The sequence below is a fragment of the Sphingomonas sp. CBMAI 2297 genome (genome assembly GCF_029870595.1).
Lineage (GTDB): Bacteria > Pseudomonadota > Alphaproteobacteria > Sphingomonadales > Sphingomonadaceae > Sphingomonas.
This window is the reverse complement of sequence record NZ_JAPDIR010000006.1, coordinates 233,728-249,917: the sequence shown is the minus strand read 5'-3', so window position 1 is coordinate 249,917 and position 16,190 is coordinate 233,728. Positions and strand designations below refer to the sequence as shown.

General features: G+C 69.7%; 10 protein-coding genes. All 10 read right to left on the bottom strand.

Annotation, left to right across the window (positions count from 1 at the left end; translation table 11 throughout):
• The 10 genes from OMP43_RS11110 to OMP43_RS11065 are packed head-to-tail and all read right to left on the bottom strand — an operon-like array spanning position 1 to position 16,189.
• The gene (locus OMP43_RS11110; RefSeq protein ID WP_280279786.1) at positions 1-2,955 is read right to left on the bottom strand and encodes a phage tail protein; all 2,955 of its coding nucleotides are present in this window, start codon (positions 2,953-2,955) and stop codon (positions 1-3) included.
• Positions 2,952-8,294 carry a kelch repeat-containing protein gene (locus OMP43_RS11105; RefSeq protein ID WP_280279785.1) on the bottom strand — a complete coding sequence of 1,781 codons (5,343 nt, stop codon included), beginning with the start codon at positions 8,292-8,294 and terminating at the stop codon, positions 2,952-2,954. Before OMP43_RS11105 ends, OMP43_RS11110 begins: the two co-directional genes overlap by 4 nt.
• On the bottom strand, positions 8,291-10,705 hold the full coding sequence (locus OMP43_RS11100; protein ID WP_280279784.1) for a hypothetical protein: 2,415 nt from the start codon (positions 10,703-10,705) through the stop codon (positions 8,291-8,293). Before OMP43_RS11100 ends, OMP43_RS11105 begins: the two co-directional genes overlap by 4 nt.
• A 3-nt stretch (positions 10,706-10,708) precedes the next feature.
• Entirely contained in the window at positions 10,709-11,134 is a 426-nt protein-coding gene (locus tag OMP43_RS11095; protein ID WP_086130270.1) for a GPW/gp25 family protein, read from the bottom strand.
• Between the two features lie 37 nt (positions 11,135-11,171).
• Complete coding sequence (locus OMP43_RS11090) at positions 11,172-11,765, bottom strand: phage baseplate assembly protein V (protein ID WP_086130271.1); 594 nt, start codon at positions 11,763-11,765, stop codon at positions 11,172-11,174.
• Positions 11,766-11,792: 27 nt separating this feature from the next.
• Positions 11,793-12,947, bottom strand: a complete 1,155-nt coding sequence (locus tag OMP43_RS11085) for a hypothetical protein (protein WP_280279783.1) — start codon at positions 12,945-12,947, stop codon at positions 11,793-11,795.
• Complete coding sequence (locus OMP43_RS11080; RefSeq protein ID WP_280279782.1) at positions 12,944-13,402, bottom strand: hypothetical protein; 459 nt, start codon at positions 13,400-13,402, stop codon at positions 12,944-12,946. The genes OMP43_RS11085 and OMP43_RS11080 overlap by 4 nt, the downstream gene beginning before the upstream one ends.
• A complete protein-coding gene (locus tag OMP43_RS11075; RefSeq protein ID WP_280279781.1) occupies positions 13,399-14,049 on the bottom strand; it encodes a hypothetical protein in 651 nt (216 codons plus the stop codon). The genes OMP43_RS11080 and OMP43_RS11075 overlap by 4 nt, the downstream gene beginning before the upstream one ends.
• Positions 14,046-14,225 (bottom strand): hypothetical protein, encoded by a 180-nt coding sequence (locus tag OMP43_RS11070; RefSeq protein WP_280279780.1) that lies wholly within the window; start codon positions 14,223-14,225, stop codon positions 14,046-14,048. The genes OMP43_RS11075 and OMP43_RS11070 overlap by 4 nt, the downstream gene beginning before the upstream one ends.
• Complete coding sequence (locus tag OMP43_RS11065) at positions 14,222-16,189, bottom strand: ATP-binding protein (protein ID WP_280279779.1); 1,968 nt, start codon at positions 16,187-16,189, stop codon at positions 14,222-14,224. Before OMP43_RS11065 ends, OMP43_RS11070 begins: the two co-directional genes overlap by 4 nt.
• Position 16,190: the final 1 nt, after the last annotated feature.

The following is a 16,190-nucleotide window of genomic DNA, read 5'->3' as shown; positions in this document are numbered from 1 at the left end:
TCAGCTCTCGTAGCGCAGGTCGAGCGTGACGCCTTCGAGCAGCGCGTCCTCCAGCGCGACCTTCAGCTCGGTGCTCCGGGCGGTCGGCACGGCCAGATTATAGGCTCCCAGCTCGTCGCGGTTGGTCGCGCCTTCGGTGATGATGCGCGGATTTCGCGGAAAGGGCTCGAGGCGCGCGAAGCCGGGCAACGGATAGGCGTTTTCCGGGGCGAAGACCGGTGGCGCGGTGCCGAACTGGAAGCTGGCGCCGGTCGAGCGCACCGGGCAGGTCAGGGCGCAGGCGGGGTCGGTGCAGGTGGTGCATGCGGTGACGGCGATGTCGGCGGCGTCGGTGCAGGCGCAGTAATTGTCGGCCGGCGTGCCGAGCACGAGGTGGCGCAGCATCACGTTGCGGCCGCCGACGCCGCCGATCTTCCCGCAGCTCTTGCAGCGCGCCACCAAGAGGCTGGGCGGATCGGTCGCCGGGGCAGCGGCCAGCGCGGCCAGGGTCGCGGCGGCGCCGGCGCTTGCCCCTCCCCCAGAGAGGTAGCCCAGGTCGGCCGCATAGCAATTGGAGAAGGTAATCGCCCCCGAGCAGGTGAGCGTGCCGGCGAACAGCGAATCGAGCGCGTCTCCCCCCGCGTCGAGCTGTGCCGTGCCCATCACCGTCGTGCGGGCGATGTGCACGGTGGCGAGCGGCGCGATGAGTACCGGGGCCGCCATATCGGCCGGAGGCGTGAGGAGCGGGCTCAGCACGCAGCTGTCGAAGCGGACATCGCCCTGCACCCGGCTGAAATCGAGCGGTGCGGCGATCGTCCGCTCGAGCGCGATGCGCGCGCTGCCGTTGAACGGCGGCGGGGGCGGTGTCGGCGTGGGCGCCGGTGTCGGCGTTGGCGCCGGCGTGGGGGTTGGCGCCGGGGTAGGCGTGGGCGGCGGCGGCGGCGGCGGCGGCGGTGGTGGTGGCGGTGGCGCCGGCATGATCGCGCTGCCGCTCGTCGGGATCAGCGTCATGTCGAGCAGCTGGAGGTCGAGATTGCCGCCGTTGAGCCAGATCGCGCCCTGAAACAGGATGGCCGACATGCCGAAGGTGCCGGGCGTGCCGGAACTGGGCCCGGTCAGCGAGAAGGAACCGGGATAGGAGACCGAGAGCAGCGCCTGGCTGCCGGCCGCCGAGGCGATCCATAATTTGTCGCCCGGCGGCGGGACGATGGTCTGCGCATTGAGATAGCGGGTCGCGCTCGATTGCAGCACCAGCACGGTGCAGGGCTTGGGCGCCATTTCCCACAGGCTCAGCTGGGTGACGATCCAGCCGATATTCCCCGCATCGTACAGAGTCACCGCATTCGCCGGCGCGGGCAACGACGCGCGCAGGCCGATCCCGCCGATCGCGCCGGGCATGGCGATCCCATAGTCGACGCTCAGCGCGGCCGGGGCCGCCCATGCCGCGGGCCAGTTGAACAGCCCGAGATCGGGGTCGATCGTGGCGGCGGGCACCAGCCCCAGCTCCCAGGCCGGCGCGGTCGGCGACATCGGCGCCTGCGACGAAGCCGGCGCCACGATCACCACGCGATCGCTGGCCAGGCAGACGAAGCAGCTGGTGAGCTTCGCCGCGAAGGCCGTTTCGGCCTGGGCAGGGGTAGTGACCGCCGGCGAGAAGGGCAGGCTGACGTTCAGCACCTTTCCGGTCGGCGCGGTGAAGGTCATCACCGTGCCGGGCGCCGCGTCATTGAGCAGGTCGAGCCGCTTCTGGTCGAGCGGCAGCGTGGCCGCGGCGATGCCCGTGCGCGCGCTGACGCTCAGCAGCAGGGGATCCGTACTCGATGGTGCGGTCAGCAGCGAGAGCGATGCGGTCGACACCGTCGGCACGATCAGCAGCGCATTGCCCAGCGATCCGCAGATCAGCGCGCGCACGTCCGCCTCGGTCACCTGGGTGCCGGCCTTCACCGGGCAGGTGGCGATGGTGTTCTGGAGCAGCTCGAGCAGCTGGCTCATCGCCGGGTTGGCGGGCACGTCCATCACGAGCACCGCGGATGCGTCGCCATAATTCAGGTTGAGCGTGCTGGTCTGCGCGGTGATCGACTGCAGGTTGATCGAGCCGCCTTCGAGCACCGGATAGTCCGGCGCCGGCGGCTGGATCGCGCCGATGTCGAGCGGCATCGCCCGCACGCCATCCGCCCCCAGCGCAACCCAGTCCGAGGTGCTCTTCGGCTTGTAGCGGATCACGAAGCCGCGTGCCGAGCCATAGAGCATCGAGCTGGCCGGGCCGGTGCCCGGCGTCGTCCAGATCCGGTTATACTGCTCCAGGTCGGCCGCCAGCATCTGCGTGGTGAGGCGGACCGGCAGCGCGGTCACCGGTGGCGCGGCGACCCAATCGAGCGGCGTATTGGCGAGATTGTAGAGCGGTTGCGTGCGTGCGAGCGGGTTGAAGTGATACAAGCGGGGCGTCGACGTGCCCATGGGGGTGATGCCGGCCATCGCGAAGCTGGGCAGCCGCCAGACCCGGAGCAGGCCCACCGAGGTGCGCGACGGATCCTCCGGTTCGCCTTCCGGCTCGGGCGAGGCCGCGGCATCGGGAAGTGGCCAGCTTCCGGACGGTGTCGTCTCGTTCGGGGCGTAGATCGAATACCAGCCGCTGCCGTCGCGCACCCGGCGCGGGATCGCGCTCGCGATGCCCTTGCGCCGCCGGAAGCCGAGCGCGTCGGCGACCAGCGCGCGATGCTCGGGGCGCACCGGCTGCGCCACCTCGAGGCCGAGCTGGGCAGCGACATACGGCACGAGATGGAGCGGGCAGGTCTGGATGAACCAATCGTCCTCGAGCTCGCGGACCGAATCGCCGATCTGCTCGCGGACATGGTCGAAGACCTTGCACAGCGCGAGCAGCGGATAGCCCTGCGTGATATCCGCCATGCGGAAGATCGGCGGCAGCAGATCATAGAGCGCATCGGGGATCGGCGCGCCTTCGGTATCGTCGCTCATTGCTTATCCCCCGTCCGCTCGGTGAAGGTCACCGCGTCGGCATCGGCGCTGATGTACAGGATCTGCGCGCCCGTCACCGGATCGAGCTGGGCGGGCTTGGGCGCCAGCACCTGCTGGTCCGGCGCGCCGGAGGAGCCGCCCGATTCGGTGGGGGCCCAGAGCTTGTCGACACCGGCCTTCGTCACGCTGTCGACGCCTTCGACGATGCGGATGATTTCGCTGGCCCGGACCAGCTCGTCGAACGCCATCGCCGGCAGCGCATAGGCCGCCCGAAGCGCGTCGCTAATCGATTGCTGGATCGCGTGGATGTCCGCTCCCGTAGCGGCGGTGAACCAGCCCTGCACCTTGAACGGCAGCGGCTCGAAGGGAAGCAGACGAATGTCGAGCTTGGTCGCCTGCGCCGCGTCGACGGCGGCGGAGAGCGACTTGAATGCCGGCGACGCCATGTCCGGCACCGCGTTGTCGGGCGCGGCGAGCGTGAGCAGGAAGACCGAGTGGCGGCCCCGCGCGATGGTGTCGTCGCCCTGGGCGACGGTGAGCACCGCCGCGCTCACTTCGGGACGATTGAGGACAAAGGTGACCATGTCCTGGCGCGTGACGATCCGCCCCAGATCCTGGGCGCCCGTCGGAATCAGGTCGCGTAGCGCGCTGCGCGGCGGCGCGCCGATCCCGCCGCTCGCGGCGACCGGATTGAGCACGCTCTTGATCCCGCCCACGCCCATCGGCGCGCGCGTGATGCTCCCGGCGGCGACATTGCCGTTGACTCCCGCGCCGACGCGATAGGTGGCGACGATGTTGTCCGTGCCGGTGGGCGGCCGCAACCCATGGACGCTGTCGCCGAAGGTGATCTGCGCGCGGCCCTGGGCATCCTGGGTGAGCTGATAGGCGCGCGCATCGGGGCCGGTGCTGCCCAGCGCCTCGACGCATTGCCATACCGCGCCGTTCACGGTCACGCTCAGCTGCGGCGCGATGGTCCCGTCGGCCTCCTCCAGCCAGGTCAGCGGGGCCTGTTTGAGCAGGAACTGCTGGAACGGTTTCTGCCCGTCGCCGCTTCCGAGCACCTCGCCCGCGACGGTGCTCCCCTGGGTCACTTCAACCACATTGCCGTACACGGTGGTGGTCGTGCGATCATAGAGATAGCGCAGCGGCTCCTGCAGCGTCAGCGTGGTGGTGTTGTCGCCGGACGATTTCGCGATCGCCTTCACGGTCACCGCCTCGCTCTGGACCGGGCGGGTGAACAGCGCGAGCTGCTCCGAAGTGACGTTGCCGATCGTGGTGCCGTTACCGGAAAGATAGGCGAAGTCCGAGGGCGGCTCGCCCGCCGGATCGGTCTGGAGCGAGAGGTTGCCGATGTCGGGGATGTTGGCCCACCACCATTTGCCGTCCTGGTTCGCGCTGCCCTGCGGGATGGGCCCGTAGACCATGACGAGCGTGCCCTCCGCCAGCGCGGCCGGCGCGCCGATCGGCCATACCTTGCCCACCGTCGTCGCGAGCGGCGGGTTGCCGGCGAGCAGGAGTGCCTGGCCGACCACGATCTGATCGATCAGGCCGGTGAGCACCAGCGTGTCGTCCGGCACGGTCGGATTGCCCGGCGTCGGCGTGTTGCCGGGCAGCGGGGCATCGTCGATCGGCGGCGCGAGGCTCAGCTGCTGGCTCTGGGTATAGACCAGCGCCTGGCGCCGCGCGTCCGAATCCGCGGGCGGCGGCGCTTCGACATAGAGCACGGCGGTACAGGTGGAATTGCCGTTGCCGTCGACCTGGCCGCCAAAGGCATAGACGCCGTGATTGGCGAGCGGGATCGGGTTCACCCCCTCGGTGAGCGACACGAGATTGGGATAGTCCGGGGACGGCAGCACGATCGGCAGCGGATAGACCGGCGCGCCGCCGCCGCCGTTCGGGGGCACGATCTCATAGGTCGAATTGGTGTCGCCGCCCAGCATCAGCACGCCCTGTTCGACGAGCACCGCTCCCTGCGAGCAGCGTGCCGCACTGAGCGTGGGACCGGCGGAGAAGGCGAAGCTGGTGGGATCGAACAGGACGCTGCTGGCGCTGGGCTCCATGGTCCAGTTGATCGCGCCCCCGGCGATCAGCACCCGGGCATCGGGCAGCAGCGTGGCCGAATGCATCGCGCGCGGCACCGGCATGTCCGCGATGGTCGCGAAGGCCTGGGCGGCGATGTTGAACACCGCGGCCTGGGTGATCGGCCAGATCTGGATCTCGTCGAACGGTGCCTCGGACTGGAATGCGCTGAAACCGCCGGCGATCAGCACGTCGCCATTGGCGAGCAGCGTCGCCGAATGCAGGGCGAAGCCCTTGTCGAGCACGGTGGTGATCGCAGTGAAGGTCTGGGTGGCGGTGGCGAAGGTCTCGGCCGTATGGAGCGAGGGCACGTAGATCGCCTCGAGGCCCGGCACATCATAGGTGATCGGCGGAACGGCGAAGCCGCCCGCGAGCAGCACCGAGCCGTCGGTAAGCACGGTCGCGCTGTGGCCGCAGCGTGGCGTCGTCATCTTGTTGCCCACCTTGCGGAAGGTGCGGCTCTTGGGATCATAGACCTCGGCGGTATCGAGCACGGCATAGCCGTCATCGCCCAGGCCGTAGCCACCGGCATAGAGGACGGTGCCGTTGGCGAGGAGCGACAGCGTCGCGCCGATGCGGGGCGCGATGGGCGCGCCGGCCGCGGTCGACAGGCCGGTGGTCGGGTCGAAGGTCCAGGCGAAGCCGGTCATGCTCGTCGTGGGCTGAGGAAAGGGCTCCGGCTGGGTCGCGCCGACGATCAGGATCGTGCCGTCGGCGAGCAGGATCGTGCCGGTCGGCGCGAGCGTGAACGGCGTGGTCAGCACCGGTCCGGGCAGCGTCTGGAACGTGCCGACATCGGCATCGAGCGCGACCACGGCGCCGGTATAGGTGGGCGGAGTGTCGGGCTCGGCGGGCAGCGCGGAGATGCCGCCGGTGAGCAGCAGGAAGTCCTGGGCGAGCGCCGCGAAGGCGGGATAGCCCTGCGGATTGGGCAGCGGCGCGCCGACGATGCTGGGTGCCAGCACTTTCTCTCCGTTGAAGGGAATGCTGACGCCGGGGCTCACCGCGAAGGTCTCGACCGTGGGGAGCACCCTGGTGTCCGCGATGCCGCCCGCGACCGCGACCTTGTTGCCGGGCAGCAGCGCGGCGGCATGGTTGGAGCGGGCTTCGCTCAGCGGCGGGGCGGCGACGAAGGTCGGCACCGCGTCGATGCTGCCGTCGGTCTGGTAGGCGGCAAAGGCGCCGATCAGCCAGTCGTCGCCCACTGGCCCGGTGGCGGACTGGCCGCCCGTGACGAGGAAGCCGATATTGTTGGGCAGCGCCACCGCGACCTGGTCGTAGCGGTCCTGCGTGCCTCCCTGGCCCGGCGGGATCGGATAGAGCATGCCGGTCGGCTGCCAGTCGGTCGTATTGGTGACCTCGGCATCGTCCCACACCGTGCCGATGGCCGCGCCCGCGCCCGAAAAGCCCGGCGGCGCGGCGCCGCCGTCATGCCCGCCGACGAAGATCACGGTGTTGGCGACCGGCGGCACCGCCGGCTCGCCGCCATCGGCCGAGCTCTTCACCACCGGGCAGACGGTCGCGCTGTGCCCGGCCCGCGCCCGGGCAAGGTCCGCGCAGGCCTGCCAGTCGGCGGCAACGGGGTCGTAGACGGCGACCGACTTCGTCGCTTCCAGCGCGGCGAACAGGTCCTGGATCTTGTCGTGTGCGTCATTCGACGCCTGGGTCAGGCCGCCGCTCAGCATGATGCGGTTGTTGGGGAGCAGGGTGGCCGCATGCCCCACGCGCGGGATCGCGAGCGCGACGTTCGGGATCGCGCTGAAGCGCATGGAGGTGGGATCGAGCACGAGCAGGTCGGTCGCCAGCGACCAGTCCTTCATCACGCCACCGGCGAGATAGACCTTTCCGTCGATCAGCGTGGCGGTGTGGAGGGCGCGCGGTTCCGGAAGCGGGTCGATCTGGCTGACGAGCTGGGTCGCGGGATCGTAGACCTCGACGCTGTCGAGCACGCCCTGCACGCCGATGCCGCCGACGAGCAGCACCCGGCCGTCGCTGAGCGTGGTGGCGCTGTGCCCCATGCGCGAGGGGATCAGCGCGGAGCCGGTGGGCAGGGTGGCGGGATCGGGCGCCAGCTCGACCTGGGTGACCTGGCCCGACATGTTGAATTCGGAGATGTTCTGCCGCGAGACCGCGTCGATGATGCCGAGCGTCTTGTCCTCCGGCGTCTCGAGCAGGAACTGGCTGCCGGGCAGCACCTTCGGATAGACCGCCTGAAGGTCGAGCTGGTTCAGGTCGATGGCATAGCCCGGCCATTCGGAGAATTCGGAAGGGACCATGCCGGTCGGCGTGTTGGCGCGCTGCACCGCCGCCGATTGGGACGACCAGGGCGCCGCGTTGTAGCCGAACAGCCGGCAGGTGAGATCGAAGGCGTAGAGCTCGAGCCCGTTCGCCTCGTTCGGCGGCAGCGGGTCGGTCGCGCCGCTCGCCGCCCATTGCTCGCCGATCGGCGCGCCGATGCCGATCGTGGTGGTCGAGAGGACATGGTTCTCGCTGACCGAGAAGACGGTGAGCCGCACCCATTGGATCGGTGCCGGGTCGACGCGCTTGTAGAGCAGGAAGTCGCCGACCTGCAGGCCGAGCCCGGTGCCGGCGAGCAGCAATTCGGTCGCGTCCGCGGTGACCCAGGCCGGGCGCGTCTGCAGAGGCGTGAGCTGGTTGAGCGACGAGACCGCGGTAAGCTGCGACGCGGTCTCGAATACCGGTGCCGCCGCGACGGCGGCCGCGCTCCCGGAGCTGGCGGCGGTGGTCGGTGTGGTTGCCGTGGTCTGGTTGGTCGTGGCCGTCGATGTGGTGCCGCTGCTTCCGGTCGGGCCGCTTGTCGCCGCGCTGTTCGATCCGCGCGAGGCGGGCGGCGTGGCCTGGATCGCGGAGCCCTTGGGCACGATCACCGGATCGCCCGGCTGCGCGAACACCGCGATCTCCGCCGTCGCGCCGATGTGCATGCCGGTGGTCTCGCCGAGCCCGCGGCCGATCAGCGCGAGGCTGCGATATTCGATCGCGGTGGAGAGATAGCCCTCGTTGAGCACGCGATCCTGGTAGAAGGACAGCACGTCCGCCACTTCGGCAAAGGCATCGACCAGCGCCAGCGTGGGATCGGTGGGAACGTTGCGATCGAGCCGGGCCAGCGGCTGCGAGACCGATTCCCCGCCGCTGTTGACCACCACGCGCGGGATCAGGTCGAGCATCTCCTGCTTGAAGCTGGCATAGTCGCCCAGCCCGGCCGAGATCTCGTCGTCGGGGCCGCTCCCGCTCCCGTTCATTTCGCCGCCGCCACGAAGAGCCGGACGATGCCGAGCTCGGGATGGAAGCTGTCATTGCCGGCGCGGGCGCGCTGGTTCGAGCCGATCTCGATCCGGCCGGCCTTGATGTTGTCCACGGTGCTGTCGGGGCCGTTGACCGTCTTGAATACCACGCGCGGATCCATCGCCGGATCGCTGACGACCAGCGATACCGTGGGGTCCGCGCCCAGCAGTGCGATCAGGTCGGCGAGCACCACCGGCCGGCCGAGCGGCCAGGCGGTCGGGTGAAAATGGGCCGGGCCGCCATCGGTCTTCGCGCCGGCGCCGATCCGCCGCAGCAGCCGCTCGCGCGCGGCGCCGATATTGGTGTTCCTGGAGCAATAGACGACCAGCGAGACGTTGATCGGCACGTCGGCTTCCTGCTCGATCGTCGGCGGCGCGCCGAGCACGGCATATTCCATCAGCCGGGCCTTCGCGATCGGATAGGTATAGCCGTCGGGCGTGGTGGTGGTGGTGGCGATGCCCACGATGCAGGGCGCATAGCCGTCGACCAGCCGCGCATCGGCCTCGGTCACCAGCGGATCGCTCTGGGCCAGCCGTTCCCAATCGTCCGGATCGATGCCGCGCAGGTTGGTGCGGAAGCTGGTCGTCGCGAACAGGCGGACGCTTTCGTTCGGCTCCGGCTGGCCGGGCGTCGCGGGCAGGGGGTTGGAGACCCAGCTGATCATCGGGGTGGAACCCACGATCTGGACCAGCGCATTGGCGCGCACCCGGCCGCTCTGTCCGTCGCCGACGCGCACCGTGGCGGTGAACGTCGTGCCCGGTGCCGGCGCCTCGCCCTGGGCGCCGTCGCCGAAGCGCAGGAACAGGTGACGCCGGTTGCCGCCATAGCCGTCCTCGGGCGCGGCAGCGAAGGCGCGCCCCGCCGGCGGCGTGCTCATCAGGTCCTGCCGGGCGGTCCACAGGTCGACGACCTTGGCCATGCCCGGGCGTTCGCCCAGCATCCTGACGCAGAGATTCGCCTCGCCCGGATCGGGAGTGAGGCTCGCCCTGGCCGAGGGCACCAGCAGCGCGGCCTCGGCGATGTCCTGCGATCCGTCGAACGCCGCCACCGATGCGGGCATCGGCGCCGCCGACACCGGATCCTCCACTTCGATGATCGGGCGATAGACGCGGCCGGCAGGCACCGTATCGGGCATCGGCGTCACCGCGATCGTCCTGCCATGATCGGCCAGCCCGACATTGCCGTAGAGCTGCACCATGCCCGTCTGGTTCTGCACGGCCATGGTCAGCGGCTTGGTGAGCGCGTCCTCGGGGTGCCAGGTGATCATGGTGGCATAGGGTGGGTTGTTGCCGTTTGGCAGCAGCTCGACTTTGATCAGCCGCACGACCTGGGCGCCGAAGGGCTGGGCGACGCCGGCGGGTGCGGCGGTCTGGACGAAGGCAACCAGCTGGCCCGGCACCAGATCGGTCTGGGCGGTGTTGAGCTGCGCCTGGATCGCCCCCTGGGGGAGGGTGTAGGCGACCGAGCGCGACAGCGGATAGGCGAGGTTGTTGCGCAGCAGCGACACGGGGAGATCGGCCATGGTCTCGAACACGGTGGTGCTCGCCGCCAGATCCTGCGTGGCCGCCAGGTTCATGGTCATGATGCCCGGCTGCTGGGTCACCACCTGCAGCCCGGCGGGGATCACGCCGTTGCTCTTCACCGTGAAGACGAGGGCGGTGCGCGCATTGCACCCGTCATTGACGCCATAATCCCGCAGCCGGGCATGCCGGCGCAGCGAGAGGCGGTGGCGGGCGGTGGGCAGGTAGGATTCGGTGCCGGCCGCATCCTGCCGGAAGGAGATATGGTCCCCGGCATAGGCGAGCGCCTCGATCAGCGTCGTCATCGGATCGGCGGGATGATCGAGCGCCCAGGCGGAATCGTCGCGCACGATCTGCGACACGCGCGAGCGCATCAGCGAAGTGAAGGCGGCATAGTCGCGGCCGAGATAGTTGATCGCGGCCTGCCCGGGGGGCGCCTGCACCGGCCGGCTCGGCGTGGCGACATTGGCCTTGGATTCGGGCGCGAACCAGGTCGAGACCTCGCCGATGGTGAGCCGATAGGCGGGCGCATCCGCCGCGGGATCGGCGGGGGGCGGGATCGCCTGGATGTGGAGAAGCCCGGTATCCGCGTCGAGCGCATGGACCCGCACCACTTCGGCCGGCGTGCCGAACAAGTCGGCGATCGTGACCGGCGGCGTGTCGAGCGCGGGGGCGGGCGGAGGCAGCGTGGCCGGCGCGGGGTCGCCGGTGACCGCGTCCATCGCGATAGCGGCGGCCCGCACCTGCGCGGCCGGAATCGTCGATGCCGGGGCAACCTGCACCACCAGCTGCAGCGAGCCCGCGCTCTGCACCGAATGCACGACGGTGGGCTGGGTGTCGTCCGCCATCGCTCAATAATCCGGAATCGAAGCGGTGGCGGTGGCGCTGCCGCCTTGCGGCGTCGCGCTATAGCCGGGCAGCGGCACGGTGATCGAGGTGCCCGCCGTGGTCTGGGTATGGGTGACGAAATAGGTCAGGTCGACGGTCACCGTCTCGTTGCCCATCGTCACGGTCAGCGTGTTGATCGAGATGGCGTCGCCCAGGAACTGGATCAGCTTGCTGCGCACCAGCGTCTCGGCCGCGCTGGCCAGCGCGGCGTCCATGCCGCCGAAGACCAGCTGGCGCATGCCGGCGCCGAAATCCGGGCGATTGACGCGTTCGCCCGGATTGGTCTCGAAGACGAGCAGGATCAGGTTCTGCACATAGGTCGGGAGATCGGTGGTCGCGGTCTGCCCCGATCCGTCGATCTGATAGGGAAAGCCCAGATAGCCCGTCATCCGCGCGCCCTCCGCCCGCTGCCCGCCATCGATGCGGCTACAGCACCGTGAGCCCGCCCTCGTTGATCGAGACCTCGGGCTCGACGCCGCCCACCATCGCCGAGCCGTGGGCGATCGTGAAGCCTTCCATGGTCACGGCCAGCGTGCCCGGCTCGGCAAGGATGTTGACGCCGGATTCGTTCATGGTGATGCGGATTTCCGCCAGGCTGATCACCACGCCGGTGCTCGATCCGCTCACCACCACCGGCACCGCCACCGCGGGATCGGTCACCGTCAGCGTGAAGCCGCCCTCGCCGGGCAGGTCGTTGAACAGCAGCTTGCCCGAGCTGGTCTGGATCATGCGCATCGTCGGCAGTTCCGCCTCGATCGGGCGCTCGCCCTCGCGCCAGAAACAGCCCGCCCAGATCGGATAGTCGAGGTCGCCGCCCTCGAACTCCACCCAGATCGCCGCGCCCACCGGCGGCATCATGTAGAAGCCTACCTGCAGCCCGGCATAGGGGACGCAGGGCATGGCCCATGCCGTCGCCACTTCGCCGAGCACCATCGGCACCAGCACCTGGAGCCGGCCGAGCATCAGCGGGTCCTCGTTGTCGACGACGACGCCGCGATACTTGCCCCAGAACTGCTTCATCCCTGCCTCCCTGGCCGTGCCGCGCGCTCATGGCACCACCACCGGCAACAGGGGATCGGTGCCGTCGCGCTCCAGCTTGAATGCCTGCTTATATTCGTTCCGCTTGAGCTTGTGATGCACCTCGGCGACGCTCCAATTGCCGTCGAAGGTGGTGCCCGCGCCGCGCACGCCGACAAGGCCGCCGGCGCGCAGGATCGAGCCATATTTCTCGACGTTGAGCTCCCCCTCGGCCTTGGCCACGGTGGTGGACGACCGGTTGACGCGCCCCTGCGCGAAGCCCATCGCCCGGATCTCGTCGAACCCGTCCGATCCGGTCGGCAGCTTCATGCCGAGCAGCGAGGAGATCGGGAACGGGCTCTTGAGCGCGAGCGGTGGCAGGAGCGTCGGCTCGAGCGCCATCACCGGCAATGCCGGCGTGGCCTCGAGCGGCCCCGGGATCAGGCCCGAGACCTGGAAGGCGGAGCGGCCGTCCTGCGTGAAGGTCAGCTGGTCGACATTGGCGAAAGTGCTGTTGCCGACGGTGAGCGCGGGCGCGGGAATGCCGACACGCTTGGGCGGCCCCCAATAGGCGGTGTTGGTGAGCGGCACCGGGCCGGGGCGCAGCGTGAACACATAGCCGTAGCGGTTCGCTAGCGTGTAGAGATATTCCAGGTCGGTGCCGTACTGGATCGGCGTGCGCTGGACGATCGTCGGGAAATCGGCCTCGACCGGCGGAATCGTTTCCGGGACGATCGCGAACCGCTCATATTCGGCCAGGATCTCAAGCACGATCAGCTCGTCGTCCATGTCGGGATAGCCGCGGATCTTCTCGGTCAGGTCCATGGCGACGCTCAGGTCCGCGCCGCTGATCACGACGCGGCTCTGGTTCGGATTCCGCGCGGGATCGAGCCAGATATCGGTGATCAGCCCGTCGATCAGCACCGTCGGCAGCGCGGCCTGCATCGCCATGATCAGCACGCGGTTGCCCGTCGAGAGGCGGCCGTCGGCCAGCACCTGGACCTGCATGCCCTTGCCATTGTCGGTCCGCTGCGCGCCGAAGGTGAGGCGGAATGCCGCCTGGCCGTCGGCGACTTCGGTAACCTCGGCCTCGATCAGCAGATCGGCCAGCCCGGGCCCGATCGGAGTGGGGACTTCCTGGGTGCCCGCCAGCACGGCGAGCTGGATGCCGACGGGAAAGCTCATGGGCTTTCCTCGCGGTCGTCGGTCTGGTCGGTGGGCGCGGCGGCGGTTCCCCGGCGTGAGGCCTTGGGCTGGTCGAACGGGTCATTGGCCTGGCCCACCACGGCGGGAACGATGATCTTGCGCCCCGGCACCGCGCATAGCGTCGCGGGGTCGCTGACATTGTTCGCCTCGAGCAGCATCCAGTAGAGCAGGGGATCGCCGAGCAGCCTGGCCGAGATATTGTCGAGCCGGTCGCCGGCCTGGATCGTGTAGCTGGTCTGGGGCTGGAACGTGGTCGCAAGCGGCAGGATGGAACGCGCGAGATAGGGAACGGCATCCTCGGCGTCCGTCGCGGCATCGGCGCCGGACGTGGCAGGCGAAGCCGCGGGCACATGGCGCGTGCGGACGCGAACCAGCTTGCCGGGGGCGGCATGCTCGATCTGCGTCGGATAGCGGCTGAGCCGGCGGCCGTTCATAGCGAGAGCGCCCCCGAAATGATGCTGGCGCCGCTCTGCACCGTGCCCACCGCCGACATCAGCTCGCGCTCGGCCAGATTGGCGAGATAGAGGTAGAAGCCGGTCTGGCTCGGCGAAAAGTCCTGATAGGTCAGCACCTTCATATCCATCGTCACATTCGCGTCGATGGGGTTCAGGCGCGTGTCGTGCATCGTCTCGGTGACGCTATAGCTGGTGATCTGAACGGGCATCACGCGCTGCGGACCCCAGACGAACACGGTGAGCGGGGATTCCGGCGGCACGATCTCGAGCACGCCGAGCGCCATCTGGGCGAGGCTCTGCACGATCGAGCTGGTCGTCGGGAACAGCATCATCTCCAGCGTGGCGAGCTGGGGGTGGATGCCGAACGCCATCGCCGTCGCGTCGTTGCTCTCGAGCTGGTCGACCGCGCTGATCCGCGCGGTCATCTGGATCGTCTCGACCGCGGGGCCGGCGAGCAGGTTGGTCCCGGTGGGCGTGTCTCCCGTCTTCTCGAAATCGGGATGGAGCTGCCGGGTGAGCTCGGCGGGATTATATTGCAGCAGGATCAGCCGGGGAACGGGGATGGTGCCGCCCATGCTGATCAGGGCGGCCTTCAGGATGTGCGGGCTGTTGGGATAGGGCGTCATTGCGGGCCTCCGCGTTCGCGCAGCTTTGCCCGGATCGCCTGGGCGATCGCGCGGCGGACATGATCGCGCTGCCCGGCATCGAGCCGGGCCAGCGCGGCGCGCACCCGCGGGTCGCGGGAGATCGCCGCGTCGATCGGCGCGGAGAGATTTGCGGGCGGGCGCGGCGGGCGGCTCATGCCGGCCAGTCCGCGAGCTCGGCCGGTGGCACGCGCCGGCGCTGCTTGGCATATTCGCTTTCCAGCGCGCGGGCGATATGGCCCATCGAGATCGCGGCCTCCTCCTCCGAGGCGAGCATCGCCGCATTGATCGAGACGACCCGGATCTGGCCGCCGGTGAGCGTCAGCCGGGCGAGCCGGTCCCAATCGAGCCCGCCCGCCGGTGCGGCCGCCGGGAAAGCGCCCCGCCAGATACGCTGGCGCTCGTCGAGCGAGGGGAATTCGAAATGCAGGCTGAAGGCGAAGCGGCGCGCGAACGCGTCGTCGATCGCGTTCGCCAGGTTGGTGGTAAGCACCGCGATCCCGCGAAACGCCTCGATCCGCTGCAGCAGATAGCCGACTTCGAGATTGGCGTAGTGATCGTGCGAGTCCTTCACTTCGGTCCGCCGGCCGAACAGCACATCGGCTTCGTCGAACAGCAGGATCGCGTCGGTCATGTCGGCGGCATCGAACAGCGCGGCGAGCCGTTTCTCGGTCTCGCCGATATATTTGTCGACGATCCGCGACAGGTCGACCCGGAACAGGTCGAGCGACAACGCATGCGCAAGCGCCTCCGCCGCCATCGTCTTGCCGGTGCCGCTGGGGCCGGCGAACAGCACGCTCATGCCCTGCGCGCCGCCGCCCGCGGCGGCAAATCCCCATTCCTCCATCACGCGCGCCCGGTTGCGCTGGCGGGCGATGATCTGCCCCAATACCGCCCGCGCCGCCTCGGGCAGGACGAGGTTGTCCAGCGTCATCCGCACCGGCACCGGATCGGCGAGGCCGCTCATGGCTTCGCGCACCTGATCGCGGAGCAGCGGCAGCATCTCGTCCAGGATCGCCGCCTGCGATGCCGGCGCCTCGGTCTCCTCCGCCTTGGCGCGCGCCACCGTGGCGCAGCTCTCCAGCGTCGGCAGGGGCAGGCGGAAGCGGGCGGCGATATCGCGCAGCGCCGGCGTGGCGTCCTGGTCCAGACTGGCGGCAAGATGGTCGGCGACCTCATGCGGGTCGGTCTTGGGCAGGGACATGCGGATCACCGCGCCGGGCGCCCGCTCGGCGATCGACTGGCCCGCCGCACCGATCAGGAACAGCGGCCCGGTGCCTTCGCCGATCAGCCGGCAGATCGCGCTCAGCTGGAACTCGCCCGGCGGCTCCTCGAAGGACAGGAGCAGCGCGGCGCGCAGCGCGAGCCGATCGCGCTGCCACAGCCGGAAGAAGCCGTCGCGTTCCGCCTCGGGCGTCAGGCGGGCGAGCGGCAGATGGAAGGGCAGGAGGCCGAGGGCCGCCGCGGCGCCTGCCGCCACGCCGAGCGCGCGGCGGCTCGGCTCGGCAGCGAGGTGGAGGGTGGCATCCATGCCCGATGCATGGACGGTCCGCGCGAGCCGGTGCGCGAGGACGCCGTCCGCGGGCAGCTGCGGCGCGAGGTCGAGCGGGCGGACGGTGTCGGCAAGGGCGTCGTCGAGCACGGGCTGGCCGACGAGGAACGAGAGCACCGCGTCCGGCATGACGAAGCGTTGCTGAAGCCGGCTTCCCGGCTGCGTGCCTTCCGCCTTGATCAGCTGCCAGTATCGAAGCGGCGCCGACGGCGCGAACGCGGCCTGGGAGGCGCCCTCGAGATGGGCGAATATGGCGAGCGCCAGGAGCGTCGTCGGATAGGGGGTGGCGGGATCGCCCTGGGCGAGCGCGCAAAGATTGGCGATGTCGGGCGAGATCTCGAAGCCGGCGGCCAGCGCGATCACGCCCTGCTCGAAGGCGGTGAGCGAGAACCAGCTCGCCAGCGCGTCGAACGCCGAGCCCGGGACCGGTTCGCCGAGCCCGGCCTCCTGCGGTTGCGACAGCTCGTGGCGCAGGCCGGGGCGCGAGCGGGTGCGGGCATAGTCCTCGAGCATGCGCTCGACGGCGGTGACCGCGTCCTGCAGGCGGGCGACATGGGGGATCTCCGCCATC